General features: G+C 62.7%; 18 protein-coding genes. 10 read left to right on the top strand and 8 right to left on the bottom strand.

Features of this window, described 5'->3' with window-relative positions:
- Nucleotides 1-3 precede the first annotated feature (3 nt).
- From tal to ACN50D_RS04670, 8 genes are all read left to right on the top strand, one after another.
- Nucleotides 4-1,128, top strand: a complete 1,125-nt coding sequence (gene tal / locus ACN50D_RS04705) for a transaldolase (RefSeq protein WP_064114350.1) — start codon at nt 4-6, stop codon at nt 1,126-1,128.
- A gap of 4 nt (nt 1,129-1,132) precedes the next feature.
- Nucleotides 1,133-2,677 carry a glucose-6-phosphate dehydrogenase gene (gene zwf, locus ACN50D_RS04700; RefSeq protein ID WP_030536404.1) on the top strand — a complete coding sequence of 515 codons (1,545 nt, stop codon included), beginning with the start codon at nt 1,133-1,135 and terminating at the stop codon, nt 2,675-2,677.
- Nucleotides 2,677-3,585 (top strand): glucose-6-phosphate dehydrogenase assembly protein OpcA, encoded by a 909-nt coding sequence (gene opcA / locus ACN50D_RS04695; protein WP_003944921.1) that lies wholly within the window; start codon nt 2,677-2,679, stop codon nt 3,583-3,585. The genes zwf and opcA overlap by 1 nt, the downstream gene beginning before the upstream one ends.
- Entirely contained in the window at nt 3,578-4,318 is a 741-nt protein-coding gene (pgl, locus tag ACN50D_RS04690; protein ID WP_007727943.1) for a 6-phosphogluconolactonase, read from the top strand. Before opcA ends, pgl begins: the two co-directional genes overlap by 8 nt.
- Nucleotides 4,319-4,643: 325 nt before the next feature.
- On the top strand, nt 4,644-5,564 hold the full coding sequence (locus ACN50D_RS04685; protein WP_064075321.1) for an SDR family oxidoreductase: 921 nt from the start codon (nt 4,644-4,646) through the stop codon (nt 5,562-5,564).
- Nucleotides 5,565-5,589: 25 nt separating this feature from the next.
- Nucleotides 5,590-5,934 carry an iron chaperone gene (locus ACN50D_RS04680; RefSeq protein ID WP_211920197.1) on the top strand — a complete coding sequence of 115 codons (345 nt, stop codon included), beginning with the start codon at nt 5,590-5,592 and terminating at the stop codon, nt 5,932-5,934.
- Between the two features lie 32 nt (nt 5,935-5,966).
- Nucleotides 5,967-6,689: an AAA family ATPase gene (locus ACN50D_RS04675; RefSeq protein WP_064444586.1), complete on the top strand. Its 723-nt coding sequence runs from the start codon at nt 5,967-5,969 to the stop codon at nt 6,687-6,689.
- A gap of 27 nt (nt 6,690-6,716) precedes the next feature.
- On the top strand, nt 6,717-7,037 hold the full coding sequence (locus ACN50D_RS04670) for a TfoX/Sxy family protein (RefSeq protein ID WP_003944891.1): 321 nt from the start codon (nt 6,717-6,719) through the stop codon (nt 7,035-7,037).
- Nucleotides 7,038-8,027: 990 nt separating this feature from the next.
- Here ACN50D_RS04670 and ACN50D_RS04665 read toward each other — a convergent pair.
- Both ACN50D_RS04665 and ACN50D_RS04660 read right to left on the bottom strand, forming a co-directional pair.
- Nucleotides 8,028-9,512 carry a hypothetical protein gene (locus ACN50D_RS04665; RefSeq protein ID WP_210378405.1) on the bottom strand — a complete coding sequence of 495 codons (1,485 nt, stop codon included), beginning with the start codon at nt 9,510-9,512 and terminating at the stop codon, nt 8,028-8,030.
- Nucleotides 9,502-10,494: a hypothetical protein gene (locus ACN50D_RS04660; protein ID WP_193595306.1), complete on the bottom strand. Its 993-nt coding sequence runs from the start codon at nt 10,492-10,494 to the stop codon at nt 9,502-9,504. Before ACN50D_RS04660 ends, ACN50D_RS04665 begins: the two co-directional genes overlap by 11 nt.
- Before the next feature lie 532 nt (nt 10,495-11,026).
- On the opposite strand from ACN50D_RS04660, the gene ACN50D_RS04655 reads away from it, so the two are divergent.
- On the top strand, nt 11,027-11,539 hold the full coding sequence (locus ACN50D_RS04655) for a hypothetical protein (RefSeq protein ID WP_007727952.1): 513 nt from the start codon (nt 11,027-11,029) through the stop codon (nt 11,537-11,539).
- Here ACN50D_RS04655 and ACN50D_RS04650 read toward each other — a convergent pair.
- From ACN50D_RS04650 to secG, 3 genes are all read right to left on the bottom strand, one after another.
- Nucleotides 11,526-12,311, bottom strand: coding sequence for an oxidoreductase (locus ACN50D_RS04650; RefSeq protein WP_042919818.1), 786 nt, complete (start codon nt 12,309-12,311; stop codon nt 11,526-11,528). The genes ACN50D_RS04655 and ACN50D_RS04650 overlap by 14 nt on opposite strands.
- Before the next feature lie 104 nt (nt 12,312-12,415).
- Nucleotides 12,416-15,190, bottom strand: coding sequence for a phosphoenolpyruvate carboxylase (ppc, locus tag ACN50D_RS04645; RefSeq protein ID WP_211920199.1), 2,775 nt, complete (start codon nt 15,188-15,190; stop codon nt 12,416-12,418).
- Between the two features lie 103 nt (nt 15,191-15,293).
- Entirely contained in the window at nt 15,294-15,527 is a 234-nt protein-coding gene (gene secG / locus ACN50D_RS04640; RefSeq protein ID WP_003944946.1) for a preprotein translocase subunit SecG, read from the bottom strand.
- A 209-nt stretch (nt 15,528-15,736) separates the two neighbouring features.
- Between secG and ACN50D_RS04635 the strand changes: the two genes are divergently transcribed.
- A complete protein-coding gene (locus tag ACN50D_RS04635) occupies nt 15,737-16,537 on the top strand; it encodes a tyrosine-protein phosphatase (protein WP_211920200.1) in 801 nt (266 codons plus the stop codon).
- Between the two features lie 89 nt (nt 16,538-16,626).
- Here the strand turns inward: ACN50D_RS04635 and tpiA are convergent, their stop codons facing one another.
- Genes tpiA through gap form a run of 3 tightly spaced genes read right to left on the bottom strand, consistent with a single transcriptional unit; the run spans nt 16,627 to nt 19,667 of the window.
- Nucleotides 16,627-17,412 carry a triose-phosphate isomerase gene (gene tpiA, locus ACN50D_RS04630; RefSeq protein WP_030536413.1) on the bottom strand — a complete coding sequence of 262 codons (786 nt, stop codon included), beginning with the start codon at nt 17,410-17,412 and terminating at the stop codon, nt 16,627-16,629.
- Nucleotides 17,413-17,418: 6 nt separating this feature from the next.
- The gene (locus ACN50D_RS04625; protein ID WP_003944901.1) at nt 17,419-18,630 is read right to left on the bottom strand and encodes a phosphoglycerate kinase; all 1,212 of its coding nucleotides are present in this window, start codon (nt 18,628-18,630) and stop codon (nt 17,419-17,421) included.
- A 17-nt stretch (nt 18,631-18,647) separates the two neighbouring features.
- Nucleotides 18,648-19,667 carry a type I glyceraldehyde-3-phosphate dehydrogenase gene (gene gap / locus ACN50D_RS04620; RefSeq protein ID WP_003944851.1) on the bottom strand — a complete coding sequence of 340 codons (1,020 nt, stop codon included), beginning with the start codon at nt 19,665-19,667 and terminating at the stop codon, nt 18,648-18,650.
- Between the last annotated feature and the right edge of the window lie 102 nt (nt 19,668-19,769).

Raw genomic sequence — 19,769 nt, 5'->3', positions numbered from 1 at the left:
TCGATGACACAGAACGTGAATACCGAAAAGCTCTCCGCTGCAGGCGTTTCCATCTGGCTCGACGACCTCTCGCGGGATCGCATCCAGTCCGGCAACCTGCAGAACCTCATCGACACGAAGTCGATCGTGGGTGTCACGACCAACCCGTCGATCTTCCAGGCGGCACTGTCCAAGGGATCGGCGTACGACGCTCAGGTCCGTGAGCTCGCACAGCGCGGCGCCGATGTCGACGCCACCATCACCGCGGTGACCACCGACGACGTGCGTGCTGCGTGCGACATCCTGGCTCCGCAGTTCGAGGCGTCGAACGGCGTCGACGGCCGCGTGTCCATCGAAGTCGATCCTCGCCTGGCACACGACACCGACGCCACCGTCGCGCAGGCGATCGAGCTGCACAAGATCGTCGATCGTCCGAACGTCCTGATCAAGATCCCCGCGACGCTGGCAGGCATTCCCGCCATCGCCAAGGTGATCGGTGAGGGCATCAGCGTCAACGTCACCTTGATCTTCTCGGTCGAGCGCTACGAGGCAGTCATGGGCGCATACCTGGAAGGTCTGGACACCGCCAAGGCTGCCGGCCGCGACATCTCGTCCATCGAGTCGGTCGCCTCGTTCTTCGTCTCCCGCGTGGATTCCGAGATCGACAACCGCCTCACGGCAATCGGCACGCCGGAAGCCCTCGAGCTTCGTGGCAAGGCTGCACTCGCAAACGCGCGTCTGGCGTACAACGCGTACCAGCAGATCTTCGAGGTGCAGCCGCGCTTCCAGGCTCTTCTGTCCGACGGCGCCAAGGCTCAGCGTCCGCTGTGGGCGTCGACCGGCGTGAAGAACCCGGATTACCCCGACACTCTCTACGTCACCGAGTTGGTTGCGCCGAACACGGTCAACACCATGCCGGAGAAGACGCTCGACGCTCTCGCCGACCACGGCGAGATCACCGGCGACACGATCTCGGGCACCGCTCAGGAGTCACAGGCGGTCTTCGATCAGCTCGCTGCAGTCGGCATCGATCTTGCGGACGTGTTCAAGGTCCTCGAGACAGAGGGCGTCGACAAGTTCGAGGTGTCCTGGAACGAGTTGCTCGACGCAACCGCCGAGCAGCTCCGCGCAGCAACCCAGAAGAGCTGAGCCTGTGAGCGATTCCGCGGCGGCATCAGATTGGGTGAATCCCCTTCGGGACAGCACCGACAAACGGCTTCCGCACATTGCGGGGCCCTGCGCCCTGGTGATTTTCGGTGTTACCGGCGACCTTGCCAGGCGCAAGCTCATGCCCGCCATCTACGACCTCGCCAACCGTGGACTGTTGCCGCCCGGATTCGCTCTGGTCGGGTTCGCCCGGCGTGACTGGACGGACGAGGACTTCACGAACGTCGTCCTCGAAGCAGTCAAGGACGGCGCTCGCACCAAGTTCCGTCAGGACGTCTGGGAGAGGCTCGCCGAAGGTATCCGGTTCGTGGAGGGCAGTTTCGACGAGGCCGAGGCCTTCCAGAACCTGTCCGACACGTTGGCCACGCTCGACAACGAACGTGGTATCGGCGGCAATCACGGTTTCTACCTTGCGATTCCGCCCAACGCGTTTCCTCAGGTGCTCGAGCAACTGTCGGCGTCGGGCCTCGCGCAGGCCGAGGACGGTCAGTGGCGACGAGTCGTCATCGAGAAGCCGTTCGGCCACGACCTCGAGAGCGCTCGCGAACTGAACGCCGTCGTCAACAAGGTGTTCCCCGAGGACACGGTCTTCCGTATCGACCACTACCTCGGTAAGGAAACCGTCCAGAACATTCTGGCTCTGCGCTTCGCGAACCAGTTGTTCGATCCGATCTGGAACGCGCACTACGTCGACCACGTTCAGATCACGATGGCCGAGGACATCGGCCTCGGTGGACGCGCGGGGTACTACGACGGCATCGGCGCGGCCCGTGACGTGATCCAGAACCACCTGCTGCAGTTGCTCGCGTTCACGGCGATGGAAGAACCCATCAGCTTCGAGCCGCTCAATCTGCAGGCGGAGAAGATCAAGGTCCTCTCGGCTACTCGCCTTGCCGAGCCCCTCGACGAGACCACCGCCCGCGGCCAGTACGCGGGCGGCTGGCAGGGTGGGCTGCCGGTGGTCGGGCTCCTCGAAGAAGACGGCTTCGCAGCGGACTCCATCACGGAGACCTTTGCCGCCATCACCCTCGAGGTCGACACCCGCCGCTGGGCGGGTGTGCCGTTCTACCTGCGCACGGGCAAACGACTCGGACGCCGTGTCACCGAGATCGCGGTGGTGTTCAAACGTGCACCGCACCTACCGTTCGACAAGACGATGACCGAAGACCTCGGCCAGAACGCTCTGGTCATCCGCGTGCAGCCCGACGAGGGCGTCACCATGCGGTTCGGCTCGAAGGTTCCCGGATCGAGCATGGAAGTCCGTGACGTCAACATGGACTTCTCGTACGGCCAGGCTTTCACCGAGTCGTCTCCGGAGGCGTACGAGCGGCTCATTCTCGACGTGTTGCTCGGCGAGCCGTCTCTGTTCCCGGTGAATGCCGAAGTTGAATTGTCTTGGGAGATCCTCGATCCCGTCCTCGAGCACTGGGCTGCCGGCGGTAAGCCGGAACCCTACGAGGCCGGAACGTGGGGACCACCGTCTGCGGACGAAATGATGCAACGCACCGGACGCGAATGGAGGCGACCCTAGTGATTCTCGATTTGCCGTCCACCACCACGGTCCAGGTCAGCAAGAAACTGGTCGAGGTACGTAAGACCGGCGGCGCTGTCACCTTGGGACGAGTGTTGACGCTCGTCGTCTGCACCAGGGACACCGGGAATGCCGAGGAAGCCATCGAGGCCGCCAACGAAGCAAGCCGCGAGCACCCTTGCCGCGTCATCGTGCTTCTGCGTGGCGACGAGCAGAGTGAGCCCAGGCTCGATGCTCAGATCCGTGTCGGCGGGGACGCCGGCGCCTCGGAGGTTGTCGTGTTGCGTCTCTACGGTCCGCTTGCGGACCACGAGAGCAGCGTCGTCATCCCGTTCCTGCTCCCCGACACCCCGGTAGTCGCGTGGTGGCCCCTCGAGGCACCCGAGATTCCGGCGAAGGACCCCGTCGGGAAGCTCGCGATACGGCGCATCACCGATGCCACCGGCGCCCCCGATCCGACCGCCACTATCAAGGGGCGACTCGCGTCGTACACCGCCGGCGATACCGATCTCGCCTGGAGTCGCGTCACCTACTGGCGCGCGCTCCTCGCGTCGGCTCTCGATCAGCCGCCGCACGAGAAGATCACCTCAGCGGTGGTCTCCGGTCTCAAAACCGAACCGGCACTGGATATTCTCGCCGGTTGGTTGGCGGCCAAGATCGACGGTCCGGTCATTCGGCGTACGGGTGAGCTGACGGTCGAGTTGAAGCTCGAGACTCGCAGCATCTCCATCAGTCGTCCTCAGGAGGGCACGACCGCTACGTTGATCCGCACCGGTCAGCCTGACGCGCTGGTTTCTCTGGGTCGTCGAGAGACACGCGATTGCCTCGCCGAGGAATTGCGTCGGCTCGATCCGGACGAGATCTACGAGGAAGCTCTGGCCGGATTGGAGAAGGTGACCTATGAGTGATGTTGTCGTAGAGAAGTTTTCCGACGCCGGCCAACTTGTCGACGCTGCCGCCGCACGCCTGGTCACGACCATCGTCGATGCCCAGAAGGCTCGCGGGTTTGCGTCCATCGTGCTGACTGGCGGTGGAACCGGCATCGCACTTCTGGAGAAGTTGCGTGAAGCTCCCGGCGACATCGACTGGTCGCAGATCGATCTGTACTGGGGCGACGAACGGTTCCTGCCGTCCGGCGATCCCGAGCGGAACGAAGTCCAGGCTCGTGAGGCGCTTCTCGATCATGTGCCGGTCGATCCCGACAGGGTACATGCGATGGCCGCATCCGACGGTATCTACGACGGTGATCCACACGGGGCGGCGACGGCGTACGAACAACTGCTGGGCGCTCAGGCACACGGGAATCAGGTTCCGACGTTCGACGTGCACCTGCTCGGTATGGGCGGCGAAGGACACGTCAACTCGTTGTTCCCGCACACCGACGCTGTTCGCGAAGAAGCGCGTTTCGTAGTCGCGGTGACGGACTCCCCCAAGCCGCCACCGGTGCGGATCACCCTCACGTTGCCTGCTGTTCGGCGAGCCAAAGAGGTCTGGCTGCTCGTCTCGGGTGCTGCAAAGGCCGAGGCCGTTGCCAAAGCCGTCGGAGGTGCTTCGGCCGAGGACTGGCCGTCCGCCGGCGCCACCGGTTTGGTTGCGACACGTTGGTTCCTCGATACGGACGCTGCCTCGCAGCTTCCCTGATCTGATTTCACAGATCTGATTTCACACCGGTCGGGAATCGTCTTCCGGCGATTCCCGGCTTGGTGGTACGTCGACGACTTTCTCACCGTGGCGACTTTCGACTACCCGCCGAGTCCGGATCCGATGCGAATTTCCTTTTGACGGAACGGAACTCAATCCCGAGATCCCGTTTCTCCAACCGGCACTGCGCCCCACACAACGATTCATCTCTCCCCCTGCCTCCTTCATCCGAGTGATTACTACCTTGGACGCCGCGAAGTAAGGTTCGGTTCCGCAGATCGCGTTCACTCTTGAACGAAGCAATCCAGGCGAGAACAATCGAACAATGTCGTGGACACCGAATCCGGACGCACTTCGCGGGCGAGTGGCTGTAGTTGCCGGGGCGACGAGGGGCGCCGGACGCGGAATCGCCGCGGCCTTGGGCGAGGCCGGTGCAACCGTCATCTGCACTGGTCGGAGCACATCTGCCGGAATTCTTCAGTCGGACTATCCGCGCGGAGAGACCATCGAAGAGACGGCAGAGTTGGTCACCGAACTGGGCGGCGTCGGCGTGCCGATTGCCGTCGATCATCTCAAGAGCAAACAAGTGGCTGATCTCGCCGAACGCTTGCGAATCGACTATCACCATATCGACATCTTGGTCAACGACATCTGGGGCGCGGAATTACTCAAGGGTGGGCCGGCGGAGTGGAACACGCCGGTATGGGAACACGATCTGGACAAGGGGTTTCACATTCTGCGCCTGGCGATCGACACCCACATCACCACGTCGCACCACCTCCTGCCGCTCATGACCGATAGGCCAGGCGGACTGGTCGCCGAAATAACCGATGGCACTACCGAATACAACGCATCGAACTATCGTATCTCGGTGTTCTACGACTTGGCCAAGGTGTCCGTGAACAGGCTCGCATTTTCGCAAGGCCACGAACTTGCCCCGTTCGGATGTACTGCCGTCGCCATCACTCCCGGGTTCCTGCGATCGGAGATGATGCTGGACAATTTTGGTGTCGGCGAATCGAATTGGCGGGACGCTCTGTTGCCGGAGCGGGATGGTCCGACTGCGCCCGCGGATTTCGCACGCTCCGAGTCACCAAGATTCATCGGACGTGCGATCGCGGCCATCGCTGCCGATCCGAATCGACAGCGATGGAATCAGCGATCGGTCAGTTCAGGCGAACTCGGAACGGAATACGGGTTCACCGACGCGGACGGCAGCCGCCCCGATTTCTGGCGGACCAAATGAATCCGGCTGCGATTATGATCCGCGCATGGCCGAATTCCCGACGATCGACGAATACATCGCTTCGTTTCCCACCGACGTGCAACCAGCCCTCGAGAGTATCCGCGAGACGATTCACAACACGGTTCCAGGCCTCGATGAGACCATCAGCTATCAAATGCCGACCATGACGGTGAACGGAAAGAACCTGATTCACTTCGCAGGCTGGAAAAACCACATCTCGATGTACCCGCTCCCGGCGGGTGACGCCGAGTTCGAGAAGTCCGTCGACCCTTACCGGGCTGCGAAATCAACGGTGAAGTTCCCGCTGAACAAACCGATCCCTCTCGATCTCGTGGCTCGGATCGTCGAATTGCTCGCGCAGCGCCACTAACATCCGTTCTCGTCGGAGCCTTGTGAGAACGTATGGCCGTGCAGAGACAACCCATCCGCCGCATCAAGGCTGGGCCATCGTCGGGCGCCGACGTAGGCAGCTGGCCGATGACGGTACCCGCTGTTGCGCAGATCGTTCAGGACGGTCTCGAACTTCCACCGGGTGTCACCATTCTGGTCGGCGAAAACGGAGCGGGAAAGTCGACCGTCATCGAAATTCTTGCCGCCGTTCTCGGTCTCAATGCCGAAGGCGGGTCGACCAATACGCGGCATCAGACTCGATCGAGTGAACCGGGCGGCCTCGACCTTGTGGTCGAGCGGAGTCCCGGCGCATCGAAGTGGGCGTACTACCTCCGAGACGAAACCCTGCACGGTTTGTACACGTACTTGGAGGACAACCCCAATCCCAAGCGACCTGAACCGCTTTACCATCACCTCTCCCACGGTGAGGCGCTGCTCGAGATCCTGTCGTCGAGGACCTCCGACGGCGGCTTCTATCTCATCGACGAACCCGATGCCGCACTCTCCTTCCAAGGAACCCTGACACTGGCGGCGCTGCTCGGCGAGCTGGTGGAATCCGGCGCGCAGGCGGTGATCGCGACGCACTCGCCGATCATCGCGGCGCTGCCGAACGCCAACCTGCTCGAGATCGGAGAATGGGGAATCCGAGCCTCGAGCTGGGAGGACCTCGATCTGGTGTCGAACTGGCAGCGGTTCCTTCACGACCCGCACACGTACCTGCGCCATCTGATCTAACCTGGAACTCCACCCCAGGAGGCCTCCATGGCATACGACAAAGCGCTGGCTGAGCGTATCCGCGATGCGCTCTCGGGCGAGGACGACGTCGAGGAAGTAAAGATGTTCGGTGGGCTGAGCTTCATGGTGAACGGGAAGCTGGCCGCCAGTGCGAACTCACACGGCAACATCATGGTTCGGTGTGACCCCGATCGAGTCGACGAGCTTCTGACGCACAAGGGTGCAAGTTGGCCCGAGATGCGGGGTAAGCCGATGAGCAAGGGATGGATCGTCGTCGACCGAACCGGGACGAGTTCGAACGTCGAATTCAACGCGTGGATCAAGGAAGCTCTGGACTTCGTTCACTGACAGCTAGCGCGCGATGCTAAAGGTGGCTGCTGAGACCCTGCTCGCGCAGTGTCGCAGCGATCCGCGCCATCTCCGGAGGGCACAGAGATCGACGGTTCGCGATATTGAGTGCACCTAGCCGGTCGCGAAGTACAGACCGCGCTGTTGCACTGCGCTGCGGGCAGCCCCACAGTGCCGTGCACACAACGGGGATAAGCAGCAGCGCAATGACTGCTCATAGGATGGCGACGACCGCCGCCAAAAGGAAGATGAGGGGCACGTGTAACTCCCGCGGTAGTGCGGGAACGTGACACGAAATTATCTACGCGCAGAGCCGATCTCGCTGGTTTACTGATGTCTAGAATCAACCGGCCACCGGTGGGACCGCGAGTGACTTGTGGATGGGTCGCCACCAGGTGCCCCCGGGATTCGCCTACCCAAAATAGTCGAGTAGCCCACGATCGAACCAGATCCCTTGCTGTTTCGCGCATTCTGCGCAGTAGCAGAACAAGGAATGCAGTAGCAGAACAAGGAATTGGGTCCCGAACACTCGAAGAGTTGGACCGGAGAGCGGCTCGTACGAGTAGGCGCTCGACGGTCCTCGCGCAAAGATCTGCCCAGTCTTGCGCGGGCACGGAAGCGATGAATGAACCGGTGTCCCGTAGCGCTAGCTCGAGATGGTCTATGTCAAGACGGCCGCAGCGGGAAACCATAGCCGCCACGATGGACGAGGTCTTTCCCGACAGGGTCGGCAAGCAGAGAACAATAGGACCGATGACACACTGCCCGGGCTGAACCGCAATAGATCGAAGCTCCCCTTGGAGCTCCAGGGGCCCTCCGCAGGGTCTTCGATCACGCGAATCTTCGTGAGGTCGAACCCTGGTGGGATGGTGCAGCGCGACGACTCCCCATCAGCTGAACTGGCCACATCGAGCGTGCACCCAGACATACTTGGGTCCGCCAGATGTTCGCTTATTCCTGTGTCTTTCCTGGGGAACCACAGGGTACTCACTAGTCGAGAAAGTAGGCGAGGACCTTCTCGTCGGAATCCAAGACCTCTTCCGATGCCACCCCGAGATCGAGTGCGAGCTCTACGGATCCGAGGAGGGCGACCTCCAGGTCAGGTGAGAAGGCCCGTTCGAGCAACCCGAGGTAGTCGGACATTCTCGCATCGAGCTTCTCGATGAGCTCCCCGTACTCAGCGGCGAGTTGCTCGTCGAGCGCCCGCTGTTCGCCGACGTATTGCGCGATCAGCGAAGCCTCCCGCTGGGAGAGGGAGGACGAGACGGTCTTGTACATGATGATGCCGACGGTGTTGCCGATCACGGCGCCGAGGACGGGCACTGGGATGAGAGCCTGCCCGACGCAGGAGGACAGGGCGCTGACGGCGGTCTCGAGGCAGACGAGCTCCGCGTTCTCGATGAACTCGAGCTCGTCGATCTCGCCACGACGAAGCTTGTTCGCCTGCTCCGCGACGCCGAAGGCCGCGGTGACGATCGAGCTGGCGACAGCGGCGGAGGTGGCGGTGAAGTTCGTAAGCCAGTAGATGCTGAACCCTCGGACACCGCCTTTGGCGACGCCGAAACCGCCTTCGCCCGCGATGTCGGCCCAGTCCCCACCAGTGAAATCTCTGAGATGCTTCCCCGCACGCCGTCTCTCGACCAAGGCCAGCACCACGGCGGTCCCGCCCTCGATCGCGGCGGCCGCAAGGGTGGCCTTCGTGCCCTCGCGCAGGGTCGGGCGGCTTTCCTGGTAGGCATCGCCGCGCAGGGACTGGTCGGTGGAGCGGAGGGAACCCTCCTCTGTCTCCAGCGTTGCACTGTAAGCGCCCTTCTGCACCTCGGAGTACTCCAGGTGCGAGGGTTCGAGGGACTCGATGCCGACAGAGCCTTCGTCGAAGAATGCGTGGATCCGGTTCCAGTCCTTGAGCGAGGGGCCGTCGCCGCCGAGTGTCAGGAGCTTGCCAGCATCCTCGCGTGGCATGGCGTGCAGCTTCCGGATCACCTCGAAGTGGTCGCGGGGGATCTGGTATTTTCCACCGTTTTCGACGAAGTCGGGATACTTCTCGAGGTGTTCGGCGATCGCGCCGAGGCCGAAGCGGCCGCCGGCCGCGACGAACTTCTGCTGAATCTCCACGCCGCCGCGCATCAGGTCCACGGGGCCGTTGTCATTGACCCACTGATAGACAGGGCCGTTACCGAGGATCTGGCTGCGAGCGTTGCCGAGGCCCACCTCTGCGACCTCGGCGATGAAGCCGTGCATGCCCTTGACTCCGCCGCGATTAGCGGCAACCACCTCGAGGTCGATTCTCCGCATCGCGTCGTGGAGGCTGGCGAGCGCGTCCAGGAGGTTCACGTCCTGCCGGTTGAGGGCGCTCAGCAGGTTTTCCAGTCGGAGCTGGTTGAGGTAGTTCACCCAGGCAGCGACAGCCTGTTCCTGGTTGCTCTTGCCTAGTGTTGCAGCGTCACTCGTCAGTGTTGCCGCGTCACTCGTCATCGGGGTCCTGCTCGATTCGCTTGCCCAGCAGGGCCGCGCCTGCCTTTGTGTTGTTCACCAGCGCGGCGAGCTGGGACTGCTGCGGCGCAGGCAGCGCGCGGAAGTCGGCGCCGAAGTATCCCAGCGCGTCGCCGTAGCTCTGCAGGAGCAGCTCACGAAGGGAGGTGGTGCGCCGGAGGAGGTCGTCGATCTGAGCGTCCATGCCCTTGACGAGCACGGTGTTCTGCTTCACCGCGGTCAGCGCCTCCTGTTTCGCCGCGCGGTTCTCGAACTTGTTCTTCGCGAACAGCCCGATTGATGCGAGGAGGGTGGCCCCCGCGACTGTCCAGCCGACGGGGCCGGCCAGAGCGAGCAAGGCGCCACCTGCCGCAGTGCCTCCGCCTCCGGCCGCGATGGCTCCTCCTCCGAGCCAGGCCAGAGCAGCCTTGGTCGCGACGGCTCCGGAGAGAGTGGAGATCGCGGTGCCGGTCGATGCGGTACCGAAGGTGGTGGCGACCCACAATGCAGCTGTCGGAGCCATGCTCGCGACCGCGGCGCCCGCGGTGAACCCAGCGCCTGCTCCGGCAGCCGACTTGCGCGCGGCTTCGAGGTCCTTGCGTGCGAACTCCTCCGCCTCCAGGAAGTCGGTCTTGTGGACGTGGATCTCGTCGAAGTCGGTCTCGAACGTCTTGGGGGTGTGAGCGACGCTGTTCACCAGCAGCTCGACGAGCTCGATCAGATCCGTCGAGCGTTCGCGCTGGCGTAGGAGAGAAAGGCCCTTGTCGTTCATCGAAGTGAACGCGCCGTTGTACTGGGCTATGGCCTCCTCGTAGGGGTCTGGCTTCTTCGTGGTCAGCTTCCCGCCGTTGCCTACGGCGACGTCCTCGAGGTCGCTGGTCTGCTCGATCAGCTGCTTTGAGCTATTCCGCGCGAACTTTCCGAAGCTGCCAACAGCTTTGTCAAAGCCCTGTTTGGCCTTGTCCATCCTGAGCGGTTCAACCATCGAGATCTCCGAACTCCCTTGTTGTGTTCCTGGCAACAGGACAGTATCGGACACGCCAGACAAAGTGGACGCACCGGTTGGTTTCAAAGTGACTAATTACGCCATGACTCCCCCAACTAATGCCATCGCTCTGCGGCCGCCCCTTGGCGGCTATGGGCCACTTGCGACAACCGGGCCTCCTCGCGTCCCAGACGAACCGGCCTTCGGCCTTCATTGCGGAAGTTCTTCGCTTTGTCCCGTCTACGAATCGGCGACGCGCACAAATTGGCAGTTTCGTAAGGTAAGCGCCTCGATGATGCGGGCGCTGCCCATCATCGAACTCGATCGACTGGCCGCGGAGTTTCCAGCGGCCAGGGCCACACGGCCCTCCTGGACCACCGGTTGAAATTCTTGTAGATCGCGTTCCAGTTCCGCCTACCGCGGGTTCGATCAATTTCGCTCGATTCGGCAAAAGTGAACTGGGCGGCCCTTAGACTCCGGAAAAGCATTGGATTGGGCGGCTCGACGCCGCGGAGGAAAGGTGGTCCGTCCCGTGACGTTCACACCCAATCAGCCGGATCACCAACGCGCCTTCGGGTTTCAGCTGCCGTCGACCCGCGCAATTCCCTCCCTCATGCCCGACCGTTTCGGACCTAGCCTCATCGGATCGCTCTGGGCGTGCGCCGGGATCGTCGCCGGAAGCCTCGGCCCGTGGACGTCATCCTCCGCACTGGACCACAGTGGTATCGACGAATGCGGAGTGATCACTCTCGTCCTCGCTCTCTGCGCGGTGACCGCGCTGATCACCCTCATGGTTCGAGACGTCACGCCCGAGATCAAGAATCACTGCACCGGCCCTTTGGTCGGAATCGCGGTCTTGATCGTTGCCGTCGGAAACGCCGCGTCCATCGTGCGACGTAGTACCGAGTTCGCAGGGCACACTGCCGGACCGTCCATCGGGTGGGGACTGTGGGTGGTCATCGCGTCCGCAGTGATCCTGTGCATCACGTCGTCGACCGTCGCGCACATGATCAGGTTTCAGGCAGCAATGATCACAAGGTCTTGATCAGACCGCCGTCGATCACGAAATCCGCGCCTGTCACGTTCCCCGCACGATCGCTGGCGAGGAACAACACCAGGTCGGCAACCTCTTCGGGGAAGGTGAACCGCCCAGTCTCGGCTCCGGCCGCGGCGCTTTCGACGATGTCGTCGGCGGCTGATCCACTCGCTTTCGCCAGCGTCGAGGCCACTCCGTGCTTGCCGAGCCACAACTCCGTTTGCACCGGGCCAGGGCTGACGGTATTGACGCGGATCCCCTGCCCGCCCAGTTCTTTCGACAACGACTTCGAGAAGTTGGTCAACGCCGCTTTGGCGGCGCTGTAGTCGATCACCGTGGGGTCAGGTAAGAATGCGTTGACCGAACTGATCGTCACGATGCTCCCGCCACCTCGGCGGATCAACTCCGGCAGCGCAGCGCGAACAGTGCGTACAGCCGACAAGAACGTCAGATTGAACGACGCCGCCCACTCTTCGTCTGTGATGGCCGCGAAACCGCTCGTTCTCGGGGTGACGGCGCCGACGTTGTTGACCAGGATGTCGACGCCGCCCCTCGCTGCTGCAACCTCGAGCAGTCGGGTTGATCCTTCGACACTCGCGAGGTCGACGCCGACAAAGGTGACGGCGCCGCCGGACTGCAGCGATTCGAGTTCCGGCGAGAGCGTCCGCGAGCCCGCGACGACGTGGACTCCCTCGGCCACCAGGGCCCGAGTGATCGCCAACCCGATACCTTTTCCCGCGCCGGTAACGACGGCAGTTCGTCCGTCCAATTGCAGATCCACTGCGGTCCCCGTTCGGTCCGGTGCGCAGCGTTGGGTGTGCGTGCGACAGCTCTAGAGTCGCCGCACGCACACCCTGGTAAACCTGCAGAACCAGCCGCTGTTACCTAGCCACTGTTACGAAGCGCAGTGGCAAGGCCGTTCATCGTCAGCTGGATACCCCGACGCACCTGATCGCTCTCGTCGCCGGAACGGTACCGACGGATCAGCTCGACCTGTAGATGGTTGAGAGGTTCGAGGTACGGGAACCGGTTGTGGACCGAACGCTCGAGGCCCGAGTTGTCGGCAAAGAGGTTCTCGTTGCCCGTGATTGCCTTGTACATGCGAATTGTGCGTTCGTGCTCGTCGGTGATCATTCCGAAGACTCGATCGCGCAGTTCGGCGTCGGGCACGAGGTCCGCGTACCGGGCCGCCAAACCGAGATCCGACTTCGACATCACCATGGCCATGTTCGAGAGCACGGTTCGGAAGAACGGCCACTTCTCGTACAGGGCCGTCAACGTGGCAAGCCGAGTGTCGTCTCCGTCGATCCATCGTTCGAACGCGGCGCCGGTTCCGTACCAACCCGGAAGCATCACGCGAGACTGACTCCACGAGAGCACCCAGGGAATCGCTCGCAGGTCGGAGATCGCCTTGGTCTGCTTGCGAGAGGCCGGACGAGAGCCGATGTTGAGTGCCCCGATCTCGGCGACCGGTGTCGACGCTTCGAAGTACTGCACGAATCCTGGTGTGTCGTGCACCAATTCGCTGTACGCGGTGCGGGCGAGGGCCGCGAGCTCGTCCAGTACCGCGTAGGCAGCGTCGGCATCGCTGCCGAGTCCTTCGACGTCGAGCAACGTCGACTCGATAGTCGCGGCGATGAGTGTTTCGAGGTTGCGATGTGCCAGACGCGGTTCGGCGTACTTGGCCGCAATCACCTCACCCTGCTCGGTGATTCGCAGAGAACCAGCGACTGCACCGGGAGGCTGAGCCAGAATCGCTTCGTAACTCGGTCCGCCGCCACGTCCGACGGTTCCGCCGCGGCCGTGGAAGAGCCTCAACCTGATTCCGCTCGTACGCGCGGCATCGACGAGGTCGAGTTCGGCACGGTACAGCGCCCAGTTGGCTGCCAGGTACCCGCCGTCCTTGTTCGAGTCGGAGTACCCGAGCATCACTTCTTGACTGTCACCACGGGAACGGACGATCGCACGATAGATCGGGATGTCGAGCGTCGCCAGCAATGTGTCGGCGCCGCCCTGCAGATCCTCGATCGTCTCGAACAACGGCACGATGCCGATCGGGCACGAGGGCTCGCTACCGACGCCCGGATCGAGCACCCCGACCTCTTTGAGCAGCACTGCGGCCTCGAGCATGTCACTGACCGAGGTACACATGCTGATGATGTAGTTGGGTACCGCACCCGCCCCGAGAACCCGCACTGCCTTGGCACCGGCCGCCATGATGGCCAGTTCCTTGGTGGTCAATTCGCTGAACTCGGCGTCCGGCGAAGTCAGTGGTCGCCGCGTCGTCAACTCGGCCGACAGCAATTCGACTCGATCGGCTTCCGGCAAGGACGCGTAGTCCGGGTGAACTCCGGCCCACGCCAGAAGTTCTCCGACGACGCTTTCGTGTACCTCGGAGTTCTGCCGCATGTCCAGACCGGACAGGTGAAAGCCGAACACCTCCACCGCTTCTCGGAGCCGATCGAGTCGATCGTCGGCGATGGTCTCGTCACCGAAACGACGCAACGAGGTGTCGATGATTCCGAGATCCCGCTGCAACTGTGCCGGGTCGGTGTACGCCTCGAGTCCGTCGTCGGACCCGTGGGCGGGCAACTCCCCCAGTACCGTCAGTGCTGTGGCGCTCAAGCGCCCGCGGATACCGCGAATCGCGCGACGGTACGGCTCGTCGGCCCTGAAGGCAGAGTCGTCGCCGGAGGTAGACGCCAGCAGATCGAGTTCGGGCGTGACGGAAACCAGCCGCGCCGACATCGACAGTTCACGCTCGAGATGTTCGAGTTCCTCGAGGTGATGCTCGAGAGCAGTCGCCGCAGCGCGCGACGTGGCGCGCTGGACGATTTCGCCGGTCACGTACGGATTGCCGTCTCGGTCACCGCCGATCCACGAACCCGGCCTCAGGATCGGTTCCGGCAGGAGCCCGGCGTCCGGCCAACGAGTGCGCAGAGCTTTGCGAACCTCGGCGTTGATCTTCGGAATCACCTCGAACAACGCTGCGTCGTAGTAGCGCAGGCCTACCTCGATTTCATCCTGGATGCGGAGGCGGCTGAGCCGGACCAGAGCCGTCTGCCACAGGGTCAGGATCTGACGGCGCAATTGCAGATCGACATCAGCGGTTTCTGCGACGCTCAGCGCCGTGCGCTCGCGGTATCGCATCAACTCGGTGATCCGACTCTGCGTCTCGAACACCGTACGGCGTCGAGTCTCCGTCGGGTGAGCGGTGATGACGGGTGAGACCAGGGCGCCCCGAAGCGCTTCTTCGACGGTGGCCGAATCGATATCGGCTGCATCAAGTTTGGTGTACGTGGCCGCGAGAGTGCTGTCGCGGGGCGGTTCCCCCGCGTTGACGTGGATGGCCCGTCGACGCTCGCGATGGATGTCCTCGGCCAGGTTGGCGAGCAGTGCGAAGTGACTGAACGCCCGGATGACGGGAATGGCGTCGTCCGTACTGATTTCGGCGAACAGCGACACCAGTTCGGCGCGATCGATCTCCGAACGACGGACTCGGAACGACTCGACACGGGCTCGCTCGACCAGATCGAACACATTGTCGCCGGCTTGCTCTCGCACTATTTGTCCGAGTATTCCGCCGAGAAGCCGGATGTCTTCGCGCAGCGGCTCGGTGGCCTCTCGCGGTGTTTCTCGATGCGACGCGGTTTCAGTCATCACACAATTATCGACCGAAACAAAGAACCCCGCTCGATAGGCGGGGTTCCGTGTCTGAAATTCGTGTGTGAAAAACTACCGGCTGTAAGTCATGAGCCGAGAATCAGGCGAACTTGATCTCCAGGCCGATGCCGACGATCGAAATGAGCCAGATCAACGCGGTGAAGACCGTCAACCGGTCGAGGTTCTTCTCGACAACAGTCGATCCGGACAGGCTGGACTGGACACCGCCACCGAACAGACTCGACAAACCGCCGCCCTTACCGCGATGCAGGAGCACCAAGGCGATGAGGAGCAAGCTGGTGATGACCAGCAGGATATCCAGGAACAGTTTCATGTCTGTCTACGTCCACCAATCCAATAGGGACAACTACAACCGATAACACCATACAGGCGCGCGCAGATAGCCTGACCACATACCCGCCTCGCACATGACTTTGCACCCGGCCAGGCACGATTCTTGGTCAGTGGCATCGATCACACTGTCGAGATACCGATTCAGTAGTTTTTCAGTTGACGCGACTCTACCTCCGAAAGGCCGGCTCCATGCTTTCCGACACTGCCCTGCCCAACACTGCCCTGCCCGACACACCCCTGCCTGACACACCGCGTCTGGCTTCGATTCACAACTTCCGCGACGTGGCCGGCCCCGGGTACGTCACGACCAGCGGACAGGCGATGAGCCGCGGAGTCTTCTACCGTGCAAACGTACTGACGCCCTCGCCCGAGGATCTTGCAATCGTGGAATCGCTGGGGCTGACCGCCGTCTATGACGTGCGCTCCGAAACCGAGGCGAACGAAACTCCCGACATCGTGCCGGCGCCGGCGATGTACGCCCACATTCCCATCCTGTCCGGAAACATCCACGCCGAAGCGATGGCTCTCCGAACAGCGGACGCTGCAACAGCTTTCATGCAGAACATCAATCGCAGCTTTGTCGCAGACCCCGTCACTCGGAACGGATTTTCGCAGTTGTTCGCCGCCCTGGCGACCACCGCGGGGCCGCAACTCTTCCACTGCACGGCGGGCAAGGACCGAACAGGTTGGGCGGCAGCACTACTGCAGACACTCGCTGGTGTACCGCGCGAAACGATCACGGCGGACTACCTGCTCACGAACACGTACTCGGCCGAGTACATCGAGGCAACAGTCGCGAAGATCGCCGCTGCCACAGATGCAGACAAGGGCGAGGTGATCCGGTTGCTGCTTTCCGTCGACGCGAGTTACCTGGGCGCTGCCTTCGAGCAGGTCGAGCACCACTACGGAACCGTTGAGAACTATCTGACCGCCGGGTTGGAGCTTGCTCCCGAACTCGTCGGCGCTCTGGAAACCAAACTCCTGAGCTGACTCGCGAACAAAAAACTGCGGGCGTGTGACCTAGTCGGTCACACACCCGCAGTCTTAGTCTCGAGCAGTTTCAGCTCACTACCCGATCATCACGGGAGTGGACCGCCTGCAGCGATCGCAGACAGTGTCGCGAACTCGTCAGCCTTGAGTGACGCGCCGCCGACAAGAGCGCCGTCGACGTCGGCCTGGCCGACGATCTCTCCGACGTTCTTGGAGCTGACGCTACCGCCGTACAGAACGCGAACGCCGGCCGCGACCTCGGCGTCGGCAAGTTCGGCCACTGTTGCTCGTACCGCAGCACACACTTCCTGTGCATCGGCGGCAGAAGCGACACGGCCGGTGCCGATGGCCCAGACAGGTTCGTACGCGATGACGATCTTGGAGATCTCCTCCGCGCTCAGGCCCGCCAACGAACCCTTGAGCTGGTCGACGTTGTAGGCGACATGCTCGCCCGCTTCGCGGATCTCGAGGCCTTCGCCGATGCACACGATCGGCGTGAGGCCGTTCTTGAGAGCAGCCTTCGTCTTCGCGAGGACGGTCTCGTTGGTCTCACCGTGAAGGGTGCGACGCTCGGAGTGACCGACCACGACGAAGGTGCAACCGAGCTTGGCCAGCATGGAGCCGCTGATCTCGCCCGTGAACGCACCCGAGTCATGAGCCGAGACATCTTGCGCGCCGTACGTGAGGAGGAGCTTGTCGCCCTCGATCAGCGTCTGGACGCTTCGGATGTCGGTGAACGGCGGGATGACCGTGACGTCCACTTTGTCGAAGTACTTCGCAGGCAAGGAGAAAGCGATCTTCTGCACCAGGGCGATAGCCTCGAGGTGGTTCAGATTCATCTTCCAGTTGCCGGCGATCAACGGCTTACGTGCCATGTCGGATCAGCCTTCCAGTACTGCGATGCCAGGCAGCTCTTTGCCCTCGAGGTACTCGAGGGAAGCGCCACCACCGGTGGAAATGTGCGAGAAGCCCTCGTCCGGGATACCGAGCTGACGAACGGCTGCTGCGGAGTCGCCGCCGCCGACGACGCTGAAGGCGCCCTTCTCGGTTGCCTCCACGATTGCCTCGGCGACACCGCGGGTGCCTGCCTCGAACTTCGGGAACTCGAACACGCCCATCGGGCCGTTCCAGAACACCGTCTTGGCGCCGGTCAGGATCGCGGCAAAGCGCTTGACCGACTCCGGTCCGATGTCCAGACCCATCCAGCCGTCGGGAATCTTGTCGAACGGAACGATCTTCGACTCGGCATCGGCCGAGAAGGAGTCCGCGACGACAACATCCTGAGGGATGTGGATGACGTCGGCGTACCGGTCGAGGAGATCCTTGCAGGTCTCGATCATGGACTCTTCACACAGCGAATTGCCCACGGACACACCCTGAGCCGCGAGGAACGTGTAGAACATTCCGCCGCCGATCACCAGAGTGTCGACCTTCGGCGCCAGTGCCTCGATGACGGCCAGCTTGTCCGAGACCTTGGAGCCACCGAGCACCACCGCGTACGGACGCGCTGCGTCCTGAGTGAGCTTGGCGAGCACCTCGACCTCGGCGCCGACCAGGTATCCGGCGTAATGCGGGAGCAGCTTCGCGACGTCGAAGACCGACGCCTGCTTACGGTGAACAACACCGAATCCGTCGGAGACGAATGCGCCGTCGTCACCGACCAGCTCGACGAGAGCCTTGGCGAGCTTGACCCGCTCGGCTTCGTCCTTGCTGGTCTCGCGAGGGTCGAAACGGATGTTCTCGAGCATCAGGACGTCACCGTCGGTGAGTCCTTCGGAACGAGCCAGCGCGTCCTGTCCCACGACGTCACCGGCGAGTTGCACGTTGCGACCGAGGATTTCGGCCAACTTCGCGGCAACCGGTGCGAGGGAGAACTTGGGATCGGGCTGACCGTCGGGGCGCCCGAGGTGCGCGGTCACGATGACCTTCGCTCCACCCTCGGCGAGTGCCCGCAGGGTGGGAGCGGACGCGACGATGCGACCCGGGTCCGTGATTTCTCCGCCATCCAACGGGACGTTGAGGTCGGAACGCACCAGTACGGTGCGCCCCTCGACCCCAGCGTCCAGCAGATCCTTCAGCGTCTGAACTGCCACTGTTATCGAAACTCCGCTCAGAGAGACTTGGCGACGAGGCCGATGAGGTCGGCGAGGCGGTTGGAGTAGCCCCACTCGTTGTCGTACCAGGAGACGATCTTGACCTGGTCGTCGATGACCTTCGTCAGACCCGAGTCGAAGATCGACGAGTGCGGGTCGGTGACGATGTCCGAGGAGACGATCGGTGCGTCGGTGTACTTCAGGATGCCCTTGAGGGGTCCCTCGGCAGCAGCCTTCATCGCAGCGTTGATCTCGTCGGCGGTGGCCGACTTCTTCAGGTTCGCGGTGAGGTCGGTGACCGAGCCCGTGGGGATCGGCACGCGCAGTGCGTAGCCGTCGAGCTTGCCTAGCAGCTGCGGGAGAACCAGGCCGATTGCCTTGGCTGCACCGGTACCGGTGGGAACGATGTTGAGGGCAGCTGCGCGGGCGCGACGGAGGTCTGCGTGCGGAGCGTCCTGCAGGTTCTGATCCTGGGTGTACGCGTGGATCGTGGTCATCAGACCCTTGACGATGCCGAACTCGTCGTCGAGAACCTTGGCGATGGGGCCGAGGCAGTTGGTGGTGCACGACGCGTTGGAGATGATGTTCTGGCTGCCGTCGTACTTGTCGTCGTTGACGCCCATCACGATGGTGATGTCTTCACCCTTGGCCGGAGCCGAGATGATGACCTTCTTGGCGCCGGCTTCGAGGTGTCCCTTGGCCTTTGCGGCGTCGGTGAAGATGCCGGTGGACTCGACGACGACGTCGACGCCCAGCTCGCCCCAGGGAAGTTCGTTCAACGGGCCACGGTGTGCGAGGGCCTTGATGCGCTGATCGCCGACGACGATCGTGTCGTCACCGTCGAGCGACACGTCGTACGGCAAACGGCCGAGGATGGAGTCGTACTTCAGCAGGTGAGCGAGCGTCGCGTTGTCAGTCAGGTCGTTGACTGCCACGATCTCGATATCGGTGGTTCCGAGCGCCTTCTGCGCATCCACCGCCCTGAAGAAGTTACGTCCGATACGGCCGAAACCGTTTACGCCAACCCGGACAGTCACAATTCGCTCCTTTGACCATGATTCTGGTGTGCAACTTGACCCACGCATACTCCGAATCCGTGTGTGCACGACGCGGACGTGGGGTTCATCGGTCGATGTGAC

The organism is Rhodococcus sp. SB1D, from assembly GCF_048573875.1.
Lineage (GTDB): Bacteria > Actinomycetota > Actinomycetes > Mycobacteriales > Mycobacteriaceae > Rhodococcus_F > Rhodococcus_F qingshengii.
Note: the sequence above shows the minus strand (reverse complement) of the source record. Positions and strands in the feature narration are given on the sequence as shown.

Bases quoted from the DNA above. Each gene is read 5' to 3' on its own strand.
- tal (WP_064114350.1), top strand. From the start codon at position 4: ATGACACAGAACGTGAATACCGAAAAGCTCTCCGCTGCAGGCGTTTCC.
- pgl (WP_007727943.1), top strand. From the start codon at position 3,578: ATGAGTGATGTTGTCGTAGAGAAGTTTTCCGACGCCGGCCAACTTGTC.
- ACN50D_RS04685 (WP_064075321.1), top strand. From the start codon at position 4,644: ATGTCGTGGACACCGAATCCGGACGCACTTCGCGGGCGAGTGGCTGTA.
- ACN50D_RS04680 (WP_211920197.1), top strand. From the start codon at position 5,590: ATGGCCGAATTCCCGACGATCGACGAATACATCGCTTCGTTTCCCACC.
- ACN50D_RS04675 (WP_064444586.1), top strand. From the start codon at position 5,967: ATGGCCGTGCAGAGACAACCCATCCGCCGCATCAAGGCTGGGCCATCG.
- ACN50D_RS04670 (WP_003944891.1), top strand. From the start codon at position 6,717: ATGGCATACGACAAAGCGCTGGCTGAGCGTATCCGCGATGCGCTCTCG.
- ACN50D_RS04665 (WP_210378405.1), bottom strand. From the start codon at position 9,512: ATGACGAGTGACGCGGCAACACTGACGAGTGACGCTGCAACACTAGGC.
- ACN50D_RS04660 (WP_193595306.1), bottom strand. From the start codon at position 10,494: ATGGTTGAACCGCTCAGGATGGACAAGGCCAAACAGGGCTTTGACAAA.
- ppc (WP_211920199.1), bottom strand. From the start codon at position 15,190: ATGACTGAAACCGCGTCGCATCGAGAAACACCGCGAGAGGCCACCGAG.
- secG (WP_003944946.1), bottom strand. From the start codon at position 15,527: ATGAAACTGTTCCTGGATATCCTGCTGGTCATCACCAGCTTGCTCCTC.
- ACN50D_RS04635 (WP_211920200.1), top strand. From the start codon at position 15,737: ATGCTTTCCGACACTGCCCTGCCCAACACTGCCCTGCCCGACACACCC.
- tpiA (WP_030536413.1), bottom strand. From the start codon at position 17,412: ATGGCACGTAAGCCGTTGATCGCCGGCAACTGGAAGATGAATCTGAAC.